Origin of the sequence: Bacillus massiliglaciei, assembly GCF_900098925.1 — a bacterium.
In the GTDB taxonomy this organism is placed as follows: domain Bacteria; phylum Bacillota; class Bacilli; order Bacillales; family DSM-1321; genus Peribacillus; species Peribacillus massiliglaciei.
Genome location: NZ_LT622358.1, coordinates 627905 through 646600, shown reverse-complemented (window position 1 = coordinate 646600; position 18696 = coordinate 627905). Strand labels below are relative to the sequence as shown.

General features: G+C 39.1%; 19 protein-coding genes. 5 read left to right on the top strand and 14 right to left on the bottom strand.

Annotated features, from left to right (window positions below):
• Positions 1 to 251 precede the first annotated feature (251 nt).
• From BQ4305_RS11595 to BQ4305_RS11570, 6 genes are all read right to left on the bottom strand, one after another.
• Positions 252 to 902 (bottom strand): amino acid ABC transporter permease, encoded by a 651-nt coding sequence (locus BQ4305_RS11595; protein ID WP_110927928.1) that lies wholly within the window; start codon positions 900 to 902, stop codon positions 252 to 254.
• A gap of 12 nt (positions 903 to 914) precedes the next feature.
• A complete protein-coding gene (locus tag BQ4305_RS11590) occupies positions 915 to 1517 on the bottom strand; it encodes an amino acid ABC transporter permease (protein ID WP_199880671.1) in 603 nt (200 codons plus the stop codon).
• Between the two features lie 101 nt (positions 1518 to 1618).
• On the bottom strand, positions 1619 to 2437 hold the full coding sequence (locus BQ4305_RS11585) for a transporter substrate-binding domain-containing protein (RefSeq protein ID WP_110927926.1): 819 nt from the start codon (positions 2435 to 2437) through the stop codon (positions 1619 to 1621).
• Positions 2438 to 2456: 19 nt separating this feature from the next.
• Positions 2457 to 3185 carry an amino acid ABC transporter ATP-binding protein gene (locus BQ4305_RS11580; RefSeq protein WP_110927925.1) on the bottom strand — a complete coding sequence of 243 codons (729 nt, stop codon included), beginning with the start codon at positions 3183 to 3185 and terminating at the stop codon, positions 2457 to 2459.
• Positions 3186 to 3503: 318 nt separating this feature from the next.
• Positions 3504 to 3911: a hypothetical protein gene (locus BQ4305_RS11575; RefSeq protein ID WP_234396935.1), complete on the bottom strand. Its 408-nt coding sequence runs from the start codon at positions 3909 to 3911 to the stop codon at positions 3504 to 3506.
• A 217-nt stretch (positions 3912 to 4128) separates the two neighbouring features.
• Positions 4129 to 5031, bottom strand: coding sequence for an AEC family transporter (locus BQ4305_RS11570; RefSeq protein ID WP_110927923.1), 903 nt, complete (start codon positions 5029 to 5031; stop codon positions 4129 to 4131).
• Positions 5032 to 5227: 196 nt separating this feature from the next.
• Here BQ4305_RS11570 and BQ4305_RS11565 point away from each other — a divergent pair, with 196 nt between their 5' ends.
• Both BQ4305_RS11565 and ade read left to right on the top strand, forming a co-directional pair.
• On the top strand, positions 5228 to 5695 hold the full coding sequence (locus BQ4305_RS11565; protein ID WP_110927922.1) for a nucleoside deaminase: 468 nt from the start codon (positions 5228 to 5230) through the stop codon (positions 5693 to 5695).
• 23 nt (positions 5696 to 5718) lie between these two features.
• Positions 5719 to 7482, top strand: a complete 1764-nt coding sequence (gene ade / locus BQ4305_RS11560) for an adenine deaminase (RefSeq protein WP_110927921.1) — start codon at positions 5719 to 5721, stop codon at positions 7480 to 7482.
• A gap of 51 nt (positions 7483 to 7533) precedes the next feature.
• Here the strand turns inward: ade and BQ4305_RS11555 are convergent, their stop codons facing one another.
• Positions 7534 to 8256, bottom strand: coding sequence for a CBS domain-containing protein (locus BQ4305_RS11555; RefSeq protein WP_110927920.1), 723 nt, complete (start codon positions 8254 to 8256; stop codon positions 7534 to 7536).
• Positions 8257 to 8514: 258 nt separating this feature from the next.
• On the opposite strand from BQ4305_RS11555, the gene BQ4305_RS11550 reads away from it, so the two are divergent.
• Complete coding sequence (locus BQ4305_RS11550; RefSeq protein ID WP_110927919.1) at positions 8515 to 9570, top strand: lactonase family protein; 1056 nt, start codon at positions 8515 to 8517, stop codon at positions 9568 to 9570.
• A 106-nt stretch (positions 9571 to 9676) separates the two neighbouring features.
• On the opposite strand, the gene BQ4305_RS11545 is transcribed toward BQ4305_RS11550, so the two are convergent.
• Positions 9677 to 10717, bottom strand: coding sequence for an NAD(P)-dependent alcohol dehydrogenase (locus BQ4305_RS11545; protein ID WP_110927918.1), 1041 nt, complete (start codon positions 10715 to 10717; stop codon positions 9677 to 9679).
• Positions 10718 to 11005: 288 nt separating this feature from the next.
• Between BQ4305_RS11545 and BQ4305_RS11540 the strand changes: the two genes are divergently transcribed.
• A complete protein-coding gene (locus tag BQ4305_RS11540) occupies positions 11006 to 11422 on the top strand; it encodes a MerR family transcriptional regulator (RefSeq protein ID WP_110927917.1) in 417 nt (138 codons plus the stop codon).
• Between the two features lie 137 nt (positions 11423 to 11559).
• On the opposite strand, the gene BQ4305_RS11535 is transcribed toward BQ4305_RS11540, so the two are convergent.
• From BQ4305_RS11535 to BQ4305_RS11520, 4 genes are all read right to left on the bottom strand, one after another.
• Positions 11560 to 12369: an endonuclease I family protein gene (locus tag BQ4305_RS11535; RefSeq protein ID WP_110928026.1), complete on the bottom strand. Its 810-nt coding sequence runs from the start codon at positions 12367 to 12369 to the stop codon at positions 11560 to 11562.
• Positions 12370 to 12397: 28 nt separating this feature from the next.
• Positions 12398 to 13018 carry an NUDIX hydrolase gene (locus tag BQ4305_RS11530; RefSeq protein ID WP_110927916.1) on the bottom strand — a complete coding sequence of 207 codons (621 nt, stop codon included), beginning with the start codon at positions 13016 to 13018 and terminating at the stop codon, positions 12398 to 12400.
• A 135-nt stretch (positions 13019 to 13153) separates the two neighbouring features.
• Positions 13154 to 14494, bottom strand: a complete 1341-nt coding sequence (locus BQ4305_RS11525) for an aspartate aminotransferase family protein (RefSeq protein WP_110927915.1) — start codon at positions 14492 to 14494, stop codon at positions 13154 to 13156.
• A 39-nt stretch (positions 14495 to 14533) separates the two neighbouring features.
• Complete coding sequence (locus tag BQ4305_RS11520) at positions 14534 to 15991, bottom strand: CoA-acylating methylmalonate-semialdehyde dehydrogenase (RefSeq protein ID WP_110927914.1); 1458 nt, start codon at positions 15989 to 15991, stop codon at positions 14534 to 14536.
• A gap of 241 nt (positions 15992 to 16232) precedes the next feature.
• Here BQ4305_RS11520 and BQ4305_RS11515 point away from each other — a divergent pair.
• A protein-coding gene (locus tag BQ4305_RS11515) for an IS3 family transposase (RefSeq protein ID WP_110926156.1) occupies positions 16233 to 17395 on the top strand; the annotation gives its coding sequence in 2 pieces (ribosomal slippage) (positions 16233 to 16509 and positions 16509 to 17395; 1164 coding nt in all).
• 218 nt (positions 17396 to 17613) lie between these two features.
• Here the strand turns inward: BQ4305_RS11515 and BQ4305_RS11510 are convergent.
• Together BQ4305_RS11510 and BQ4305_RS11505 are read right to left on the bottom strand one after the other, a co-directional pair.
• On the bottom strand, positions 17614 to 17976 hold the full coding sequence (locus tag BQ4305_RS11510) for a PH domain-containing protein (RefSeq protein WP_110927913.1): 363 nt from the start codon (positions 17974 to 17976) through the stop codon (positions 17614 to 17616).
• 129 nt (positions 17977 to 18105) lie between these two features.
• Positions 18106 to 18654: a GNAT family N-acetyltransferase gene (locus BQ4305_RS11505; protein WP_110927912.1), complete on the bottom strand. Its 549-nt coding sequence runs from the start codon at positions 18652 to 18654 to the stop codon at positions 18106 to 18108.
• Positions 18655 to 18696: the final 42 nt, after the last annotated feature.

Below are 18696 nucleotides of genomic sequence, written 5' to 3'. Positions count from 1 at the left end.
TTATTACGAGGCTCATATAAAGTGGAAGCTGTTAAATTATACGATATATTTGAAAAGAAAGGAATTTCTATTACTTTTGACTCACCTTCATTATCTCCCTCTTTACCTTAACTATGTAAAACTAAAACGAATTGCAGGCCAAGATGGTCATTACAATGAACTTCCCTAATTCCCCCCAGTCTTCCTTCAAAAAAAAACACACTGGTAAGACGTTTACAGTCTTTTCCAGAGTGTTTTATTAAAACATATTCTTATGGATTCTTCACTTCCAGTCTTCTTGCGACCAAAGACAAACTATAGTTAATAATGAAATATATAATCGCTACTAACAACAGAATAGGGATTAAATATTTTTCACTTTGTCCATAAATAATCTGTCCATGGTGTGTCAGTTCTGGAAGAGAAATAACAACTGCCAGTGATGTATCTTTTAACAAAGAAATGAATTGGCTGACAATCGGGGGAACCATTCTTCTGATTCCTTGGGGAATAATAATATACCGAAGAGCTTGGATATAGGATAAGCCCGAAGACCTCGCTGCCTCCATCTGTCCTTTATCAATTGACTTCAAACCGCTTCGTATAATTTCAGACAGCATAGCCGATTCAAAAATTGTTAAGGCAATTATTGCAGCTGGTATCGGTTCAAGTTTGATTTGGACCTCCGGCAACGCGAAATATGTAAAGAAAATGATTAACAGGAGCGGCAGATTCCTGATCGTCTCTACTAAGACTGCTAAAATCTGTGAGAGCACAGGAACTTTTGCATACCTTATAGTCCCTACAATCCCTCCGATAATGAAACTGAGGATAATAGCGAAAAAAGCAACTTTCAGCGTTACCCAGAGGCCATCCAACAGAAATAGAAGATGATCCGGCTGGTAAGCATTAATAAAATCCATGTCCATACCCCCTTAATTACTCTTAGCCAGGCGTTTTTCTAAATACCCTACGCCAAGACTTAAAGGAATGGTAATTATTAAATAAAATGCCGCCACAAAAATGTACACATCAAAAACAACAAATGTTCTGGAAGAAATCAAGTCGCCTTGATACATCAGATCTAATCCAGCAACTACAGATAAGATCGCTGAGTTTTTCACTAAATTAATAAATTGATTTCCCAGCGGCGGAATAACTATTTTAACAGCCTGCGGCAGAATGATCATCCTCATCGCCTGCCCATAAGAAAGTCCAGATGAACGCGCGGCTTCCATCTGACCTTTTGGTACAGATAAAATCCCTGCTCTTACAGCTTCTGCGATAAAAGAAGAGGTATAAACAGTAAGCGCCAGTGTTCCAGCTGTCAGTCCATTCAGCTTTAGTCCAATAAAGAAAAAGAAAGTAATGATCAATAAAGGAATATTCCGAATGAATTCAACATAGGCAGTGCCTAACCAATTCAATGGTTTGAAGGGGGCTATTCTCATGACGGCAATCAACACCCCTATTAATAAACTGCCGGCAAGTGCAATCAAACTGGCTGTCAATGTGTTTTTGAATCCTTCAAGATACATATCAAGATTATTTGTCACTATGGTGAAATCAAGCACGACATCCACTCCTCTGAATAATTAGGATGAGCTCAATGCCCATCCTAATCCAGTAAAACTGTTTATTAACGCTGTTTGATCCACTTATCTTTAATTTCATCATACTTTCCTGAATCTTTTAATGCCTTTAAGGCTTTGTTTAATTCATCGACAAAATCTTGGTTCCCTTTCTTCACTGCAATTCCGTAAGGTTCTTCTGTAAAAGTTCCACCGACAAGCTCATAATCTGGGTTTTCATCTGCCATTCCATAAAGAATGGCATCGTCTGTTGTTAATGCTTCTCCCTGTCCGGTCTTCAATGCATTGAACGCTTCAGAATAGTTCTCAAACTCAAGCACCTGTGCTTCCGGTGCCTTTTCCCTAATGTTTATAGCCGAAGTAGAACCTTTTACTGCCAACACCTTAACGCCTTTTAGATCTTCAATGCTTTTTACTTTGCTTCCTTTTTTCACTAATAGAGATTGTCCGGCGTCAAAATATACATCCGTGAAATCTACTTCCTTTTTCCGTTCATCTGTAATCGTCATTGTGGCAACGATTGCATCGATATCTCCGTTATTCAGCAGAGGCATTCTTGTTTTCGATGTCACTTCTTTGAATTCTGCCTTGTTTTCATCACCAAGAATTTCTTTTGCTAGTGCTTTAGCGATATCAATGTCAAAACCCTCAACTTCTCCTGTACTTGGATTTTTCAGGCCGAAAAGTCGAGTGTCATTTTTAACTCCAAAAACAATTTTGTCATTTTTCTTAATTTCTTCAAGCTTTCCTCCGTTTTCGCCGCTTTCTTCATTACTAGCTTCGTCACTGCCTCCGCCGCAAGCAGCCAGGACAAACACGGCGATGATGGATAATAACAACAATTGAAACCATTTTCTTTTTTTCATACATTTTCCCCCTATGTGATTAATGATTTAAAATACGGCTGAGAAATAAGCGTGCACGTTCTTCACGCGGATTAGCATAAAACTCAGCCGGTGCTGCCTCCTCTAAAATTCTTCCTTCATCCATGAAAACAATACGGTCTGCTACTTCTCTTGCAAATCCCATCTCATGAGTAACAACGACCATGGTCATTCCCTCTTCCGCTAATGTTTTCATGACATCCAGCACCTCGCCAATCATTTCAGGATCGAGGGCCGAAGTAGGCTCATCAAACAGCATGACTTCAGGGTTCATCGCCAATCCCCTCGCAATGGCCACCCGCTGCTGCTGCCCGCCAGATAACTGAGAGGGATAGGAGTTCGCTTTATCAGCAATACCTACTTTTTTTAAATATTTTTCAGCGATGCCTTTTGCTTCCTCCTTGCTTTGTCCCAAAACTTTCATGGGAGCAAGCATAATATTTTCAAGCACTGTTTTGTGAGGGTACAAATGGAAGTGCTGAAAAACCATCCCAATATTTCTGCGCAATTTATTAATATTCGTTTTCTTGTCGGCCACCGAGAGACCATTAACCTTTAATGTGCCGGCAGTGATAGTCTCCAGCCCATTAATACATCTCAGCATTGTGCTCTTCCCGGATCCGGAAGGACCGATTACAACAACAACTTCTCCTTTATTAATGGTAAGACTGATATCTTTCAATACATGAAAGCTGCCATAGTACTTATTAACCTGATCAAAGACAATCATAATTCCCCTCCTACTTCAGCATATACATTCCGTCCAATTCCGTATTTTCAGAATAGACAGATTATAACCAATTATTTATTAAAAATAAATATTCTGATTATTTTATATAAAAAAAAGATCCTCCATACATCTGAGCAATAAAAAAATACATCTGTAAATCTTGTTATATAGCAATACTAAAAAACTATTTTCATTATAACAGATGAAATCCCGTTTGGGGATAACTAAATTAATAAATACATGACATATTTCCTATCAAACTTAAAAAGCTTTTATTTTGCTGCAGCAAAATAAAAGCAGCAGTCTGCAGGCTGCTGCTTATTTGAGAGCGTCCTCGAACGGTGCAAAATATTTTCCTTTTGGAGCCAGCATATCGGTCTCGGATTCCCTTTTTTCTCCCTTCACTTCATAAAATCCAGCAGGGAAATAATCAAAGAATCCGCTTTCTATATGAAGTTGAAGAAAGTATTCATATAAATCATCCATCAGCGTCTGGTGCTGTTCTCTATCAATAATTTCTCCATTGTCGTCAATAGCAAAATTCTCATTAATAGCATCTTGAAGTTCTTCATGATGGGAAGCTGCAATATATAAATCTACATCCCCGCATTCCATGCAAAGAAGCGTTCCATCCTCTTTCGCTTCATTGTAAGAAGTTTGAACAAATTCTTGTAAGATCGAATCAATCACTTGTATATTCTTAATCTCAATTTTAGTTTGAAACACCTTATTCCCTCCCACCTTCTTAAGAAATACATATACCATAATGTTTACTAAAAAAGCAAAAATACAGCATCTTACTATACTATTATATCTCTTGCTGAAAAAACCCTTTATTCCCCAAAAAAATATTGATTGAACGCTAGCTCATTTTTCACCATTTCTCCACTTTTTTAAAACGCTTACAATATAATCTGCGATGTTCCCACATTGCACTATAAGACTATAATACAAAGAAAAAAACAATCGGAAGTGTCACTAAACTCAGTACTGTGCTAACAAAAGTAGCGCTTGAAACAAATTCGGGCTCAGTATTATACTGAAGGGCATACATCGTTGTATTAGCAGCTGAAGGCATAGCTGCAACGGTTACCATTATTTTAGCAGCCATTGAACTAACCGGAAAAAGAATAGTTAGAGCATAAGCAATAATCGGAGACAGCACAAGTTTAAGGATAAGCGCTATTGAAATTTTCATTCTTGGGATTTTCTTGAAAGATACGGAAGCTAATTGCATGCCCAAAATGATCATAATCGTTGGGATAGCAGCACTTCCGATTAAATCTACTACCTCATTAACCGATCTGCCTATATCAATCTGAAAATAATGAAGAAAAACTCCTGCTATTGCCGCATAGACAATAGGCATTCTCCTGACTGCTCTCATTGCAGAATGAATACCATCTCCATCAGGGCTTCCCTTTGCCGCATAATAAATACCAACAGTACACATAACAAGCTGCTGCCCTACCATCAGAACAATGGCGTAATCAAGTCCCGCAGCACCAAAAAGCAATAACACAACCGGCGTTCCATAGTTCCCGTTATTCATAAAAGCCGAAGCTAATATAAGAGCACATGTTTCTCTCGTCGAGTATTTTTTTACAAAGGAGATACAATAGACCATCAAAATAATGGCCAGGCACAAAACAAAAGTGAAAATCATCAGGTAGAAATAATCCTGATTAAAGGTCGTGTTGTAAAATGTCCGGAAAGCAAGGAATGGAGACATTAAATAAACTGCCATTGAAGATATCCCTTTTGGATCCACCTTTAACTTTTTCTGACCAATATACCCTAAAACAAAGACACCGAAAACAGGAAGCAAAATTGTCAAAAACTCCATTTTCTCACCTTCACTAATCTTGTGATATGTATTTATATATAATCACTACATTACCAGTTAATCAGAATATTGTAAAAATAGTTTTTTATGTCATATTAAATAACATGAAATTTCACAACTTTATCATTTTATCATTGACTATGTAATTTTTTTTAGTATCATTACGATAAGTAAATGAACATCAAGGAGGGAGAAAATGGATATTAGGTTTATGAAAAGGGCCATAGAGCTTGCTTATCATAATGTCATGTCAAAAGGGGGCGGACCTTTCGGAGCAGTAGTCGTTAAGGAGGGAAAAATTATTGCTGAGGGCTGCAATCACGTCACCACTATGATGGATCCAACTGCCCATGCAGAAGTTCAGGCGATAAGGAACGCCTGTAAAGAACTAGGCTCCTTCCAATTAACGGACTGCGATATCTATACAAGCTGTGAACCATGCCCCATGTGTATTGGTGCCATCTATTGGGCCAGACCCAGAGCCGTTTATTATGCCTCCACTAAAGAAGAAGCAGCACAAATCGGATTCGATGATCACTTCATCTATACTGAACTTGCAATCCCCATGGAAAATCGGGCATTGCCAATGATGAAAATACAGCCTCCTGACCACAGCCTTCCATTCACTGCATGGGAAAAGCTTGTTGAAAAGGCAGAGTATTAGAAAATTTCAAAGGAGGCAAAATTATGGATCAACAATTGCTGAAGAACAGAATTGATTCAGCAGCCGGCCGGATTCCGGCAGATTGTGTCATAAAAAACGGAAAAGTTGTTGATGTTTTTAACGGAGAGATATTTGAAGCAGATATCGCCATTCATGAAGGCTATTTTGTCGGCATCGGATCATATGAGGGCAAAGAAATTATTGATGCTGAAGGTAAATATATCTCACCTTCTTTTATAGATGGGCATGTCCATATTGAATCCTCCATGGTACTTCCCCATGAATATGCAAAGATATTGCTGCAGCACGGTGTTACCTGTGCAATTGCCGACCCACATGAAATTGCTAATGTCACCGGAACTGCCGGAATTGAATTTATGTTCAAACAGTCAGAAAACCTTCCTTTTGATTTTTACTTCATGCTGCCTTCCTCTGTCCCTGCAACCCGTTTTGAAAGCTCGGGAGCTGAAATTGACAGTGTTGATTTATTGCCGCTTTATAAAAATCCCCGCGTGCTCGGGCTGGCCGAGGTCATGAACAGCCATTCCGTTCTTCATGCTGAAGAAGATATGGTACAAAAGCTCTTACATGCGCAGAAGCAACAGAAAAAGATTGACGGACATGGTGCAGGTCTTGATGCGACCGGAATAAATGTATACCGCGCGGCCGGCATTTCCACTGACCACGAGTGCACTGCAGAAGCAGAAGCTAGAGAAAGGCTTAGAAAAGGAATGTATCTGATGATTCGGGAAGGTACAGTTGCTAAAGATTTAAGAAACTTAATCTCTGTTGTTACTGAAAGGAATTCCAGACGATGTCTGTTTGTAACAGATGACCGGCATTTAGATGACATTATCAGCCAAGGAAGTATCGACCATAATGTCAGGCTTGCCATCAGCTGCGGCATTTCTCCAGTTACCGCTATCCAAATGGCTTCTTTAAATGTAGCTGAATGTTTTGGATTAGGAGAACGCGGTGCCATATCCCCCGGCTATAAAGCCGATTTCCTCATACTTGATCATTTAGAAGATATCAAAATTCACTCTGTCTACAAAGATGGAAAATTGGTTAATGCCGTAAATGAAGCATCTGATTCCTTCAGAACTCCGACCGTTCCGGAAGCATTAACAAATACCGTACATTATCCCGACATCGAACATACAGATTTTCAGATAAAAATGAAAAGCCATACAGCTAATATTATAGAAATCATTCCTAACAGCCTTATTACCAAACATGCAGTGGAAGAAATTGATGTCAATGCAAATGGGGAATTCACTGTTTCCATTGTAAAGGACCAACTAAAATTAGCCGTTATTAACCGACATCATCGGCATAAGCAAATTGGTCTTGGCATTATAAAAGGTCTCCAAATGACTGATGGAGCCATCGCTACAACAGTAGCTCATGATTCTCATAATTTAATTATTGCCGGTACGAATGATGATGATATGATTCTCGCTTCCAAGGAAATAAAAAAAATGCAAGGCGGCTTGGCTGTCGTTTGCGGAGGCCGGGTTTTATCTTCCCTTCCCCTTCCCATTGCCGGATTAATGTGCTCACTGAGTTATCAAGAAACAGAAACTGCATTACATCAACTAAATCAAGCTTTAAAGTCGTTACAATCAAGCAGCCACTTCAATGCTTTCCTTACTCTTTCTTTTCTCTCTCTGCCTGTGATACCTGAGATAAAATTGACAGATCAAGGTTTATTCCTCGTATCTGCCTTTCAGCATATTCCTATAGACGCTTCTTTCCCTGCTGAACAGGCTGAATTAGTTCTGTAAGAGCCTCATCAAGAATACCCGAATGGGATCATCCTATTCGGGTCTGTTGTATTAATCATTAATCTCTGCTTCCAATAAGTCAGAAGATGTAATAATACCGTTTGGTTTTTCCTGAGCTTTTCCGCTTTTTGTAATGATTACAGCATCCAGCTTTTTATTCGGACTGGAGTTTTCATCAAAGAGATTCTCTATTTCCAGTACACTGTCATTTTGAGAAGCAAATACGATGTCATGCTGAATTGCCGGGTCATACAGTTCCTTCACTTTTGCCTTTCCAATTGCCATTTTTTCGTCAGAAAAGTGATCTGCCAGCCACTTAACAATTTCTGAAGAAGTCAAAAGCCAAAGGTATTCATCTTCCCTGTTATAGATGGGAAAACGGGAATGATGATGTTCTTTTACCGCTTCAAGCACTTTGGATAAGGAGTCATCTTCATAAAAGAAATGCACCGGTTTGCTCGCAATGGAAAGTGCTGATTGTGGTTTTTCCAGCTCATCCGCAATTTTTTCGATTTTTTCTACAATTTCCGGATGAGGAACTGCTATGTAATATCCCTCTTTTATCTTTTCATGAACCATTGCATTCCGAAGTTTTGCAAATTGACAAAGATCTGGCTCATAATACCGAATCATAGCATGTGTTTTCCCTTTAAATACAAGGTCAGTAAATTTGTCGCTCTGAGCGTTTTTTACAGTCTGTTTGAGCGCTTGATGAATTCTATTAAATGCCGCCTCATATCTTTCTTCATAATTCGTTGGATTTTTAACTGCCATTTTTATCTCTCCCATTGTTTTTTCTTCATTTATTCCCACCTTTTAAAATTTCTAATCTAAAAACAATTTTTGCTATCTACTTTTTAAATCAAGAAATTTTACTCTATATAGTTTGCCCGCTCCTCCCTGTAAACGTTATGATAGTTTTATGAACCATGTTCCTGAATTCATTGCATTTTTTCTGTCAAAGGTTAAATGTCTTGAAAACAGGGAAACTAATTGAAGAAGCAATAACTGAAATATAGGAGGAGAAAGAGAATGGAAAAACAAAATACATACATCGGTTATATCGGCACATATACAAAAGGGGAAAGCAAAGGAATTTATCAATTCGCACTCGACACTGTAAATGAGACAATCAGCACTCCTGAACTTGCGGCAGAGCTAACAGATCCAACATATTTGGCTATTAGCGGCGATCAAAAACATCTTTATTCTGTTTTAAAAGATTCAGGAAAAGGCGGTGTCGCTTCCTTTTTAATTGAAGAAAAATCAGGTGAGCTGAAACTTATGAACAAACAGTTAACCGAAAATGGGTCTTCCTGCCATATAAGTGTGGACGAAAATAAACAGTGGATAGTGACAGCAAACTATGGAGACGGAATCGTAGAATCTTATTCTGTCAATAAAGACGGCAGTGTTGGGAATGTTATTTCTGCGATACAGCATGAAGGTGCCGGCCCTTATCTTGAGAGGCAGGAGAGGGCACATGCGCATTTTGCCGGATATACACCTGCCGGCTCACTAATCGCCACTGTGGATTTAGGTACGGATGAAATCATTACGTATAAGATAGAAGAAGGAAAACTTACTGAAGCAAGCAGACTGCATGTAACACCCGGATCAGGTCCAAGACATTTAGTTTTCCATCCTAACGGTAAATATGCTTACGTTAAAAACGAAATCAGCCCAGAAGTGATCGTTTTGGAATTCAATGCAGAAAAAGGAAGCTTCCGGGAAATACAGACGGTCTTTTCGATTCCAAGCAATTACTCACGCAACAACCAAGGCAGTGCCATTCATATTTCTTCAGACGGAAATTTTGTCTATGCGGCTGACCGCGGCCATGACAGCATTTCGGTCTTCAAAACCAATCCGGAGAACGGAACATTAGAGCTTGTGGAGACGGTAAGCACCGCAGGTCATTGGCCTCGTGATTTCAGTTTGGATCCAACTGAGAAATTCCTTATCGCTTCGAATGAAGAGTCAGGAAATCTCAGCCTATTTAGAAGAGATGTGAAGACCGGTAAGCTTACCTTATTACAATCAGACGTTAAAGTCCCCTACCCTGTCTGTGTAAAGTTCTTAAAATAGGTTAGTACATCTTATAATTTGTTTTGCTTTTCATTTCACTATATGAAAAAGGGTCTTCAAGCTATGCTTGAAGACCCTTTTTCATAATTCTATTTATCTTAAGAAATCACATTGTACTGATATCGATTACGAAACGGTATTTCACATCTGAAGCTAGTACTCGTTCATAGGCTTCGTCAATCTGGTCCGCGGAAATCACTTCAATTTGAGGAACAATCTGATGTTCAGCACAGAACTCCAGCATTTCCTGTGTCTGACGAATCCCTCCAATCATTGACCCGGCGAATGAACGGCGATGGCCAATGAGTGACATGACGTTAAGTGACAGCGGTTCTCCAGGAGCTCCCACGTTAACCATTGTGCCATCAAGAGTAAGGAGTGAAAAATAAGCATCCAAGTTAATTTTTGCACTGACCGTATTAATAATTAAATCAAAGGTGCCGGCAAGTGTCTCAAATGTTTTGGGATCACTCGTTGCATAATAGTGATCAGCACCAAATTTCAAACCATCTTCCTTTTTCTTCAGACTTTGCGACAGCACCGTAACTTCAGCTCCCATAGCATGAGCTATTTTGACTGCCATATGCCCCAGACCGCCCATTCCAATAATAGCTACTTTCTTTCCTGGCCCAGCTTCCCAATGGTTTAACGGCGAATAAGTTGTTATGCCTGCACAAAGTAATGGTGCGGCAGCATCAAGCTCAATACTGTCAGGAATTCCAACTACAAAATTCTCTGTTACTACAATATGAGTAGAATAGCCTCCTTGAGTAGGCTCACCGTACTTATCAACTCCGGCATATGTAGGGACATTGCCTTTAAGACAGTACTGTTCTTCCCCTTTTCGGCAATTCTCACATTCGCCGCAGGAGTCAACCATACAGCCGACACCTGCCCTGTCACCGACTTTAAACTTCGTAACTTCAGAACCTATCTCTGTGACAATCCCGGCTATCTCATGTCCAGGCACAAGAGGATAGTTGACGGCTCCCCATTCCCCATGAGCCGTATGAATATCAGAATGGCATATGCCGGCATATTTAATTTCAATTAAAACATCGTGAGTATCGAGGCTGCGCCGTTTAATTTCTGCCTTCCTAAACGATTTTCCCGGACCGTCTACAGCTCTTGCTTTAGCAGTTATCATAGTAAAAGACCTCCTATAAACGATTAAAATTTAAGAGAAAAGATTTCTATTAAGCATAAAAGTTCCTCATTTATTTTCATAAAACTTTTCTCTTCTGTATCAAGTTTAATCCTTATAGTTAACTCTAGGTCAAGCAATTAGAGCTATTCTTTTGCAGAACTGTCTCACTATTATATTTTTACATTTTTACTGTTAAGATACTTTGACATTCGGCCATTTCCGTGATAGGATCGCTTCACATCTTTTACATAACTCTAAGTCTATATATGACAAGAAAAGGAGAAAAGTATGACTACATATTCTATCAGTGAAGCGGCTAAAAAATTGAAGCTTACTGTATATACGCTCCGTTACTATGATAAGGAAGGACTTATGCCTTTTGTAAAACGGACGCCCAGCGGAATAAGAATATTTAAAGAATCTGATATTAGTGCTTTAAAAGTAATCGAATGTTTGAAAGCCACCGGAATGCCAATCAAAGAAATTAAACATTTCATTGATTGGTGTTCCGACGGAGATTCAACACTAAAGCAAAGATACGAGATGTTCATGGAGCGTAAAGCAACTGTTGAAACACAAATGGAAGAACTCAAACAAACAATGAAAATCATTGAACATAAATGCTTATACTATAAAACAGCCTTGGATGCCGGTACGGAAGATATTCATAAAAACAAAAAGTTAGAGATTTCTTCTCCTAATTAAGAAAATCCGTCTGTAATACATTACGAAATACAGACGGATTTCTGATTTGAACGATTCTGACACATATACTCACTTATTCAAAAACCGGAAAGGTATGCTCCCTCTGTTTAAGTGAATACAGACCGCTTCATACGATATTATAGATACCTATAATATTCTAAAATATCACAGGCATATTCAGGATAATCAATGAAAGGATTCCGATTTCCCTGCAATTCATAAATCGCCATATTCCTATGCTGTTCATACAGTGAAACAGGAAAACTCTGATGCCAATCTATTAAAGTGTTTAAATTTAGAAGCTTAGGATCGATAGAATCTTCGTATCTAAGAAGAAAATATAAGCTGGCTCTCGCCACAATTCCTTTTCCGTATTCAGGTTCAAACCGTCCTTTCTCTGACTTACCGCATCCATCTTTAATCCCGGATACCTGTTTTTCAGGCAGATAATCTTCAAAATCAAAATAAGGAAAATTCCCCCTGCTGCTGTTACAGCCCGGTTCACATGCAAACAAATGATGCAAGTCCCCCCGCATGGGATTTCTTTTCTCAAACCAGGACTGCGGAACGACATGTTCACAATTTAATAGTTTATTCTCCGCAAGAATAGTATGATCACCGCTCCGTTCACTTTCGCTTAAAATGGCAAGGTCTCTTACAATGACTTCAGCAGGTTCCATCCCAATTCCCGAATAAAGGCTTTTTAATTCACCGTTTTCCTGAAGGTCAACCCATGGATAGACATATTTATGAGGAGAATAAGGCAGAAAATGCTGATGAGTTTTTTGAACCAGTGTCTGCAGATCCGGAAGCACTAATTCATTCCCATAATAGGAATGTTTAGTTACCTTCTCTTTGTCCGGTTCATAATACGGCCTGTTTCTAGATATCTGCAGTAACTCTATAGATTTTTCCTTCTGTTCTGCTAAAGACAGCTGCCCTTTCATTTCCATTTTTTCTCCTCCTTATGTTAAATCAATCTTTTTGGATCAATTCTATAAAATGATTAAGAATTCGTGCTGTCATTCCCCATATTGTTCTGTTTTCATAGTAGTAAAAATACTCTTCCATCTTTCTTGGCGACCAATCATAGTCTTCCCCGCCCACTATTAGTTCAAATGGAAAATCCTCGGGAGGCTCTATTCTGAACTCGACATAATGAATATCTGGTTCCTGTTCTAAAAAGAAGGATAAAGGAACTGTAAACAAAGAATCCACTTCATTTTCATTAATGGAGTGATCATCCGGCTCACGAATGATGGCGGCAAATGGATAGACCATCATCCCAAAAGGAGAAATCATATAATCCAGCGGATAAATTTCATAAATGTCTTCCCGCTTCAATCCCAATTCTTCCATTGTTTCACGGATTCCAGCAGCCATTTCATCCGTATCTTGGCTGTCAACCTTTCCCCCTGGGAAGCAAGTATCCCCCGGCTGCCTTCTGAGGTTCAGAGAACGCACCTCAAATAAAACATGCAATCCATCTTCCTTTTCAATCAAAGGAACGATTATGGCGTATTTCACAAACTTATCACTGCCTAAAATAACAGGTCTGTGTTTCTTTAATTTTTGTTTAATTGTCAAAAGTTCCATACTGCGCACCTCATAAAAACATCTTTTCCTCTATTATATAGTAGAAAAACTTATTAAAAATCAATCATGCTCGCAAATTTTACAAAAAAAGTTTAAAAGAGCAAAGGATGATTCCTTTGCTCCAAATAAGATACTTTATAATGTCATAATCGCCTTCTTCACTGTCTGTACGATAAACGTAAAATCATCATCTGTTATCGATAATGGCGGTGATAAAGTCAATACATTATTGAAACCGGCTACTGTATCCCCGTTTTTCCCAATAATTAATCCTTCATCCTTGCATTGGCTGATCACTTGATTAACTTTTTCCAGTGAAAGCGGATGTTTGGTCTTTTTATCTTCTACCAGTTCTATTCCAATAAGCAGACCTTTCCCCCGTAAATTCCCTACATGTGGATGAGTTTCTATTTCCTTAAGCTCCTCCAGCATTCGGCGACCCATTTCCTTAGAGCGCTGCACCAGCCCTTCTTTTTCATAAATTTCAATGTTCTTTAATGCAAGTGCGCATGATGCCGGATTCCCTCCAAATGTATTCACATGTCTAAAACGGTCATATGGCTCTGTACCAGTGTATGTTTCATAAATCTCCCTTTTAACAGCTGTAGCAGAAAGCGGCAAATAAGCACTGGTAATTCCCTTCGCCATTGTGATAATATCTGGCTGAACTCCGTAATGTTGAAAGCCGAATTTCTCTCCTGTCCTGCCAAACCCGCATATCACTTCATCACAAATGAGCAATGCTCCATGTTTATCACATACAGCTTTTACTTTTTTCATATATTCTTCCGGAGGCATCAGTATACCGCCTCCGGTTATAAGAGGCTCCATAATCACAGCTGCGATGGTTTCACTTAATTCCCATGTCATCGTTTCATCTATTTGTGAAGCTGCCTTTTCTCCGTCTGGATCATCAGGATTTCGATATTGGTCCGGCGGCGGTACATGAATAAAACCCGGAGACAGCGGCTCATATTTAAATTTTCTTTGTGCCTGTCCGGTAGCCGAAAGAGCCCCCATCGTATTTCCATGATATCCTCTGTATCTGGAAATAATTTTATATCTTCCATGCTCCCCTTTTTGCTGATAATACTGCCTTGCGATTTTAAATGCCGTTTCATTCGCTTCAGAACCGCTGTTTGAAAAGAAAATCACATAATCTCCGCCCAGCCATTCATTCAATTTTTCCGCCAACTTAATGGCCGGTATATGGCTGTTTGTTAAAGGAGAATATGGCAATGTTTTCAACTGCTGATAAGCAGCTTCCGCTAGCTCTTCCCTTCCATAGCCTACATTCACACACCATAAACCGGACATTCCATCTAAATAGCGGTTTCCGTCAATATCTGTGATCCAGGCTCCTTCTGCTTTTTCAACGACCATGGTTCCCGAATTAGGAGCATACCCTTTCATATTATGCCAAATATATTTTTCATCCAAACTTTGCAAATCCTGCTCCTGCTTTTCAATTTGCATATTTCAACCCCCTGTGTTTTTTTCGCATATATTCATATCTTAATATCTTGCAGTCAGCATTTTCTTCCGTGTATAAAATTCTACTCCATCTTTTCCATTTGCGTGGAGATCTCCATAAAAGGAGCTTTTATAGCCTGAAAATGGGAAGAAAGCCATCGGCGCCGGTACTCCTAAATTCACCCCAAGCATTCCTGCATCTATTTCTTCCCGGAAAATGCGAACAGCTTTTGCGCTGTCGGTATAGAGACAGGCGCCATTGGCAAATTCTGATTTATTTGTAACAGCAATCGCTTCTTCCAGTGTCTGAACTCTGATAACTGAAAGTACAGGGGCAAAAATCTCATCCTTCCAGATCTTCATTTCCTCGTTGACATGATCAAACAGTGTCGGACCAATGAAGTATCCTTTTTCCTGATTTCCTTCTCTCCTGCCGTCCCGTACAAGGGCTGCGCCTTCTTTTTCTCCTATCTCAATATATGATTCGGTTCTCTGTTTATGAGAATCTCTAATCACGGGTCCGAGAAAAACCTCTTCATCCATCCCGTTCCCTATTTTGATTTCATCTGCAGCTTTTTTCAGCCGGCTGACCAATTCATCTGCAATATCTCCTACTGCTACTACAACAGAAGCTGCCATGCATCTTTCTCCGGCAGAACCAAAAGCAGCACTCGTTATGTTGGTCACAGCAGAATCAAGCTCTGCATCAGGCATAACAATAGAATGATTTTTTGCGCCAGAAAGGGCCTGAACTCTCTTTTTGTTAGCTGCAGCAGTTTTATATACATACTCCGCTACCGGCTGTGATCCCACAAATGATACAGCTTTTATCTGTTCATGTTCCAATATGCCATTCACAACATCATGGGCTCCGTGTACAATATTTACAACACCGTCAGGCACACCGGCTTCTTTTAAAAGCTCGACAAGACGATTCGCAAGCAATGGCGTTCTTTCAGATGGCTTAAGGATAAATGTATTCCCGCATGCGATGGCCAGCGGAAACATCCAGCATGGCACCATCATAGGGAAATTAAAAGGTGTAATACCAGCGACAACTCCCAAAGGGTAGCGGTACATGCCTGATTCAATGCCAGCTGAAATGTCAGGCAGCTGCGACCCCATCATCAAGGTCGGTGCACCTGAGGCAAATTCAACACATTCAATCCCTCTCTGAACTTCACCATATGCTTCGGAATAGCTCTTTCCGTTTTCTAACGTTACAAGCTTGGCCAATTCATCCCAATTTTCTATAAGCAGCTGCTGATAACGAAACAAGTATCTTGCCCGCTTAGGAACGGAAACCTTTTTCCAGTTTTTAAACGCTGAGTCAGCCGCTTGGACCGCTCGATCAACGTCTTCCTTCGTTGAAAGGGGAACATAAGCCAATATCTCACCTGTAGCTGGATTAGGAACTTCTTCATACCTTCCTCCCTGAGAATCAGCCCACTTTCCATTTATATAATTTTTTAGTGTTTGGACTTCATTGACAACCGTCATACTCATCCTCCATTCCATGTTTCATATTTTCATTATAGGTCCGCTATTTTTCTAATACATTAGACGAACTGTACAGGAGTAAGAGAATTAAACGTACAGTATGTAAGATGAAAGAGGCTTGGACAAAGCAAAAAACCTTCAATTCAGCGAAGAAATTAGACTAACCTAAATTAATGAGACACTATAAAACACCTTCGAAATGGTACACTTAAACAAAGTACTAATTCGGAGGTGTTTTTGCATGGGCAAAAATGTATATTCAAATGAAGTTAAGTGGGCAGTTGTGAAAGATAAAATGAGTGGTCAGTTTTCGAACCGTGAAATCATGGAGAAGTATGAGATTAAAAATGTATCTCAAATCAAAACGTGGATGAAATGGTATCGAGATAATCAGGTTCATCGATTTAATCAACCAATAGGAAAACAATATTCCTATGGTCATGGACCAGACAGTTCGAGTCCTGAAGAGAAAAAAGAACGTCAATTGAATCATTTAAAACAGGAAAATGAAATCTTAAAAAAGTATTTGGAGATCGAAAAGGAGTTGAAAAAGAAATCGTTCTCCAATTAGTTCAGAATTTACGAAAGAAATATACAGTATCAGCTATTTTATCAGCTTTAAATGTTCCTAGATCCACCTATTATCGCTGGGCAAATGCGCAACCAGTTGAGTTGTCTAAGGAAGAAGAAGCGATTATTTACCTTTGCGAAAAAACTAAATACCGATATGGTCATCGAAAAATCAAGGAGCTTTTAAAACGTGACTATCATATCAAATTGAACCGTAATACTGTTCAACGAATCATGCAGAAATATCACCTTCAATGTAAAGTAAAACAAAAGAGAAGGTGGAAATCTCAAGGAGAATCTGTCGTTGTCGCGCCAAACTTATTACAGCGAGAGTTTCACGCAAGCAAACCTAACCATAAGTGGGTAACAGATATTACCTACATTCAATATGGGCCAGACACTTTATATTTATCAACGATCATGGACTTGTTTAATAATCAAATTGTTGCCTATAAACTTTATACTCATCAACAAATTCCTTTGGTGATTGATACCTTGAATGAAGCACTAGAAAAGCGAGGAAACCCTAAAGGAGTCATCATCCATTCAGATCAAGGAAGTGTCTATTCTTCTTATGCTTATCAGAATCGGATTAAAGAAAAGAATTTAGTTGGTAGTATGTCACGCAGGGGAAACTGTTGGGACAACGCAGTGATTGAGTCTTTCCACTCCAACCTTAAATCAGAAGAATTTCAGTTTGTTAAATTCCATTCTTTGTCGCTAGAAGAAGTAAAGGAACGTGTGGATCAATTTATGAGTTATTATAACGAAGAGCGTATCCAAGAAAAATTAGGCTACCACACACCAATAGAGTTTGGTGATATGGCAGCCTAAGAAGGTGTTTTATTACTGTCTCAAATGAATAGGTCAGTCTAAATTGAAGGCTTTTTGCTTATGCTGCATGGATTTTCGTTTCAGGAACCCTCGGGGACAGCGGCCCTAAGCTTATTTCTCATTTGTCGTCCTCACTCTATCCACTTATAAAGGGATTCTAATAATAAATTCTAAGAATTTTTGTTTCAGTACCATTTCTTCTTCAAGATAACGGTGAATTAAAATTCTTGTTTTAACTTTACTTCTAGCAGCCGAAGAAAGTGATCAAGCTGTTCCAGTCCCGGTTTGTACTGAAAAACTGAAGTTCCTTCCTCATGTTGAATTTTAATAATTTCACTGTCCGCTGATTTTTTGTCCATTACAAATGAATATGCATTCTCATAAGGGATGTCCATATTATTTGGTTCATCGAGCATCGATGTAAAAAAAACCATCCTTTTTTGGGTAGCAGCCAAAATACCATGAAAAGGCTCTTCCCGGTTTCCTCTTTCATAAAAATCACATAAAATGGACGATTCGACTACTTCTCCCTGGTCTAATTTATCTGCAATCGCTTTAATTCCTTTGTCTGGTGTTTTCATAAATACCCTCCTAGAAGTTTTACTGTTCAGTTTCCCTGTCTGGAGTCTATTTAATCAAACTTTGTCACAGCAACTCAGAAAAAGCAGCAATACAGAGCAGTATATTTTCATACCGAGCTGCTTCCCTTGCTAATTATTAATTATGGAATACATTTTTATGTCCCGATGCACACCCTTAACCAGCATGGCCTTACGCATCGTTCCTTCAAAAGTCATTCCGATTTTTTGCATGACCTTTTCTGAGGCAGCATTCTCATTAAAACAGCGGGCCTGAATCCTGACTAAACTAAGTTCATCAAATCCAAAGGCAATTAATTCTTTAGCTGCTTCAGTCATAATCCCCTTTCCCCAGTAATCTCTTGATAGTACATATCCAATTTCCGCTGTCTTATGGGCTGGCTTCCACATAACAAAATCTATTGTGCCAATAAGTTCTCCTGTTTCCTTCCATTCAATGCCCCAGCAAGGCAGATTCCCGTTTTTATAAGTATCCAAAATATATTTAATATAACTTACTGTTTCACTTTTCGTATAATGTGCTTCCCAGCTTACATATTTCGATACTTTCGGATCGGAGGCATAAGCAAATATGTCATCTGCATCACTAATTTTCACTTCTCTTAAAAGCAGTCTTTCCGTTTCCCGTCTTGATAATTTTCCATTCGTCCATCCGCTCAAACTAAGACACCTCAAGTTTTTTACCTTATTCTACCATAATTT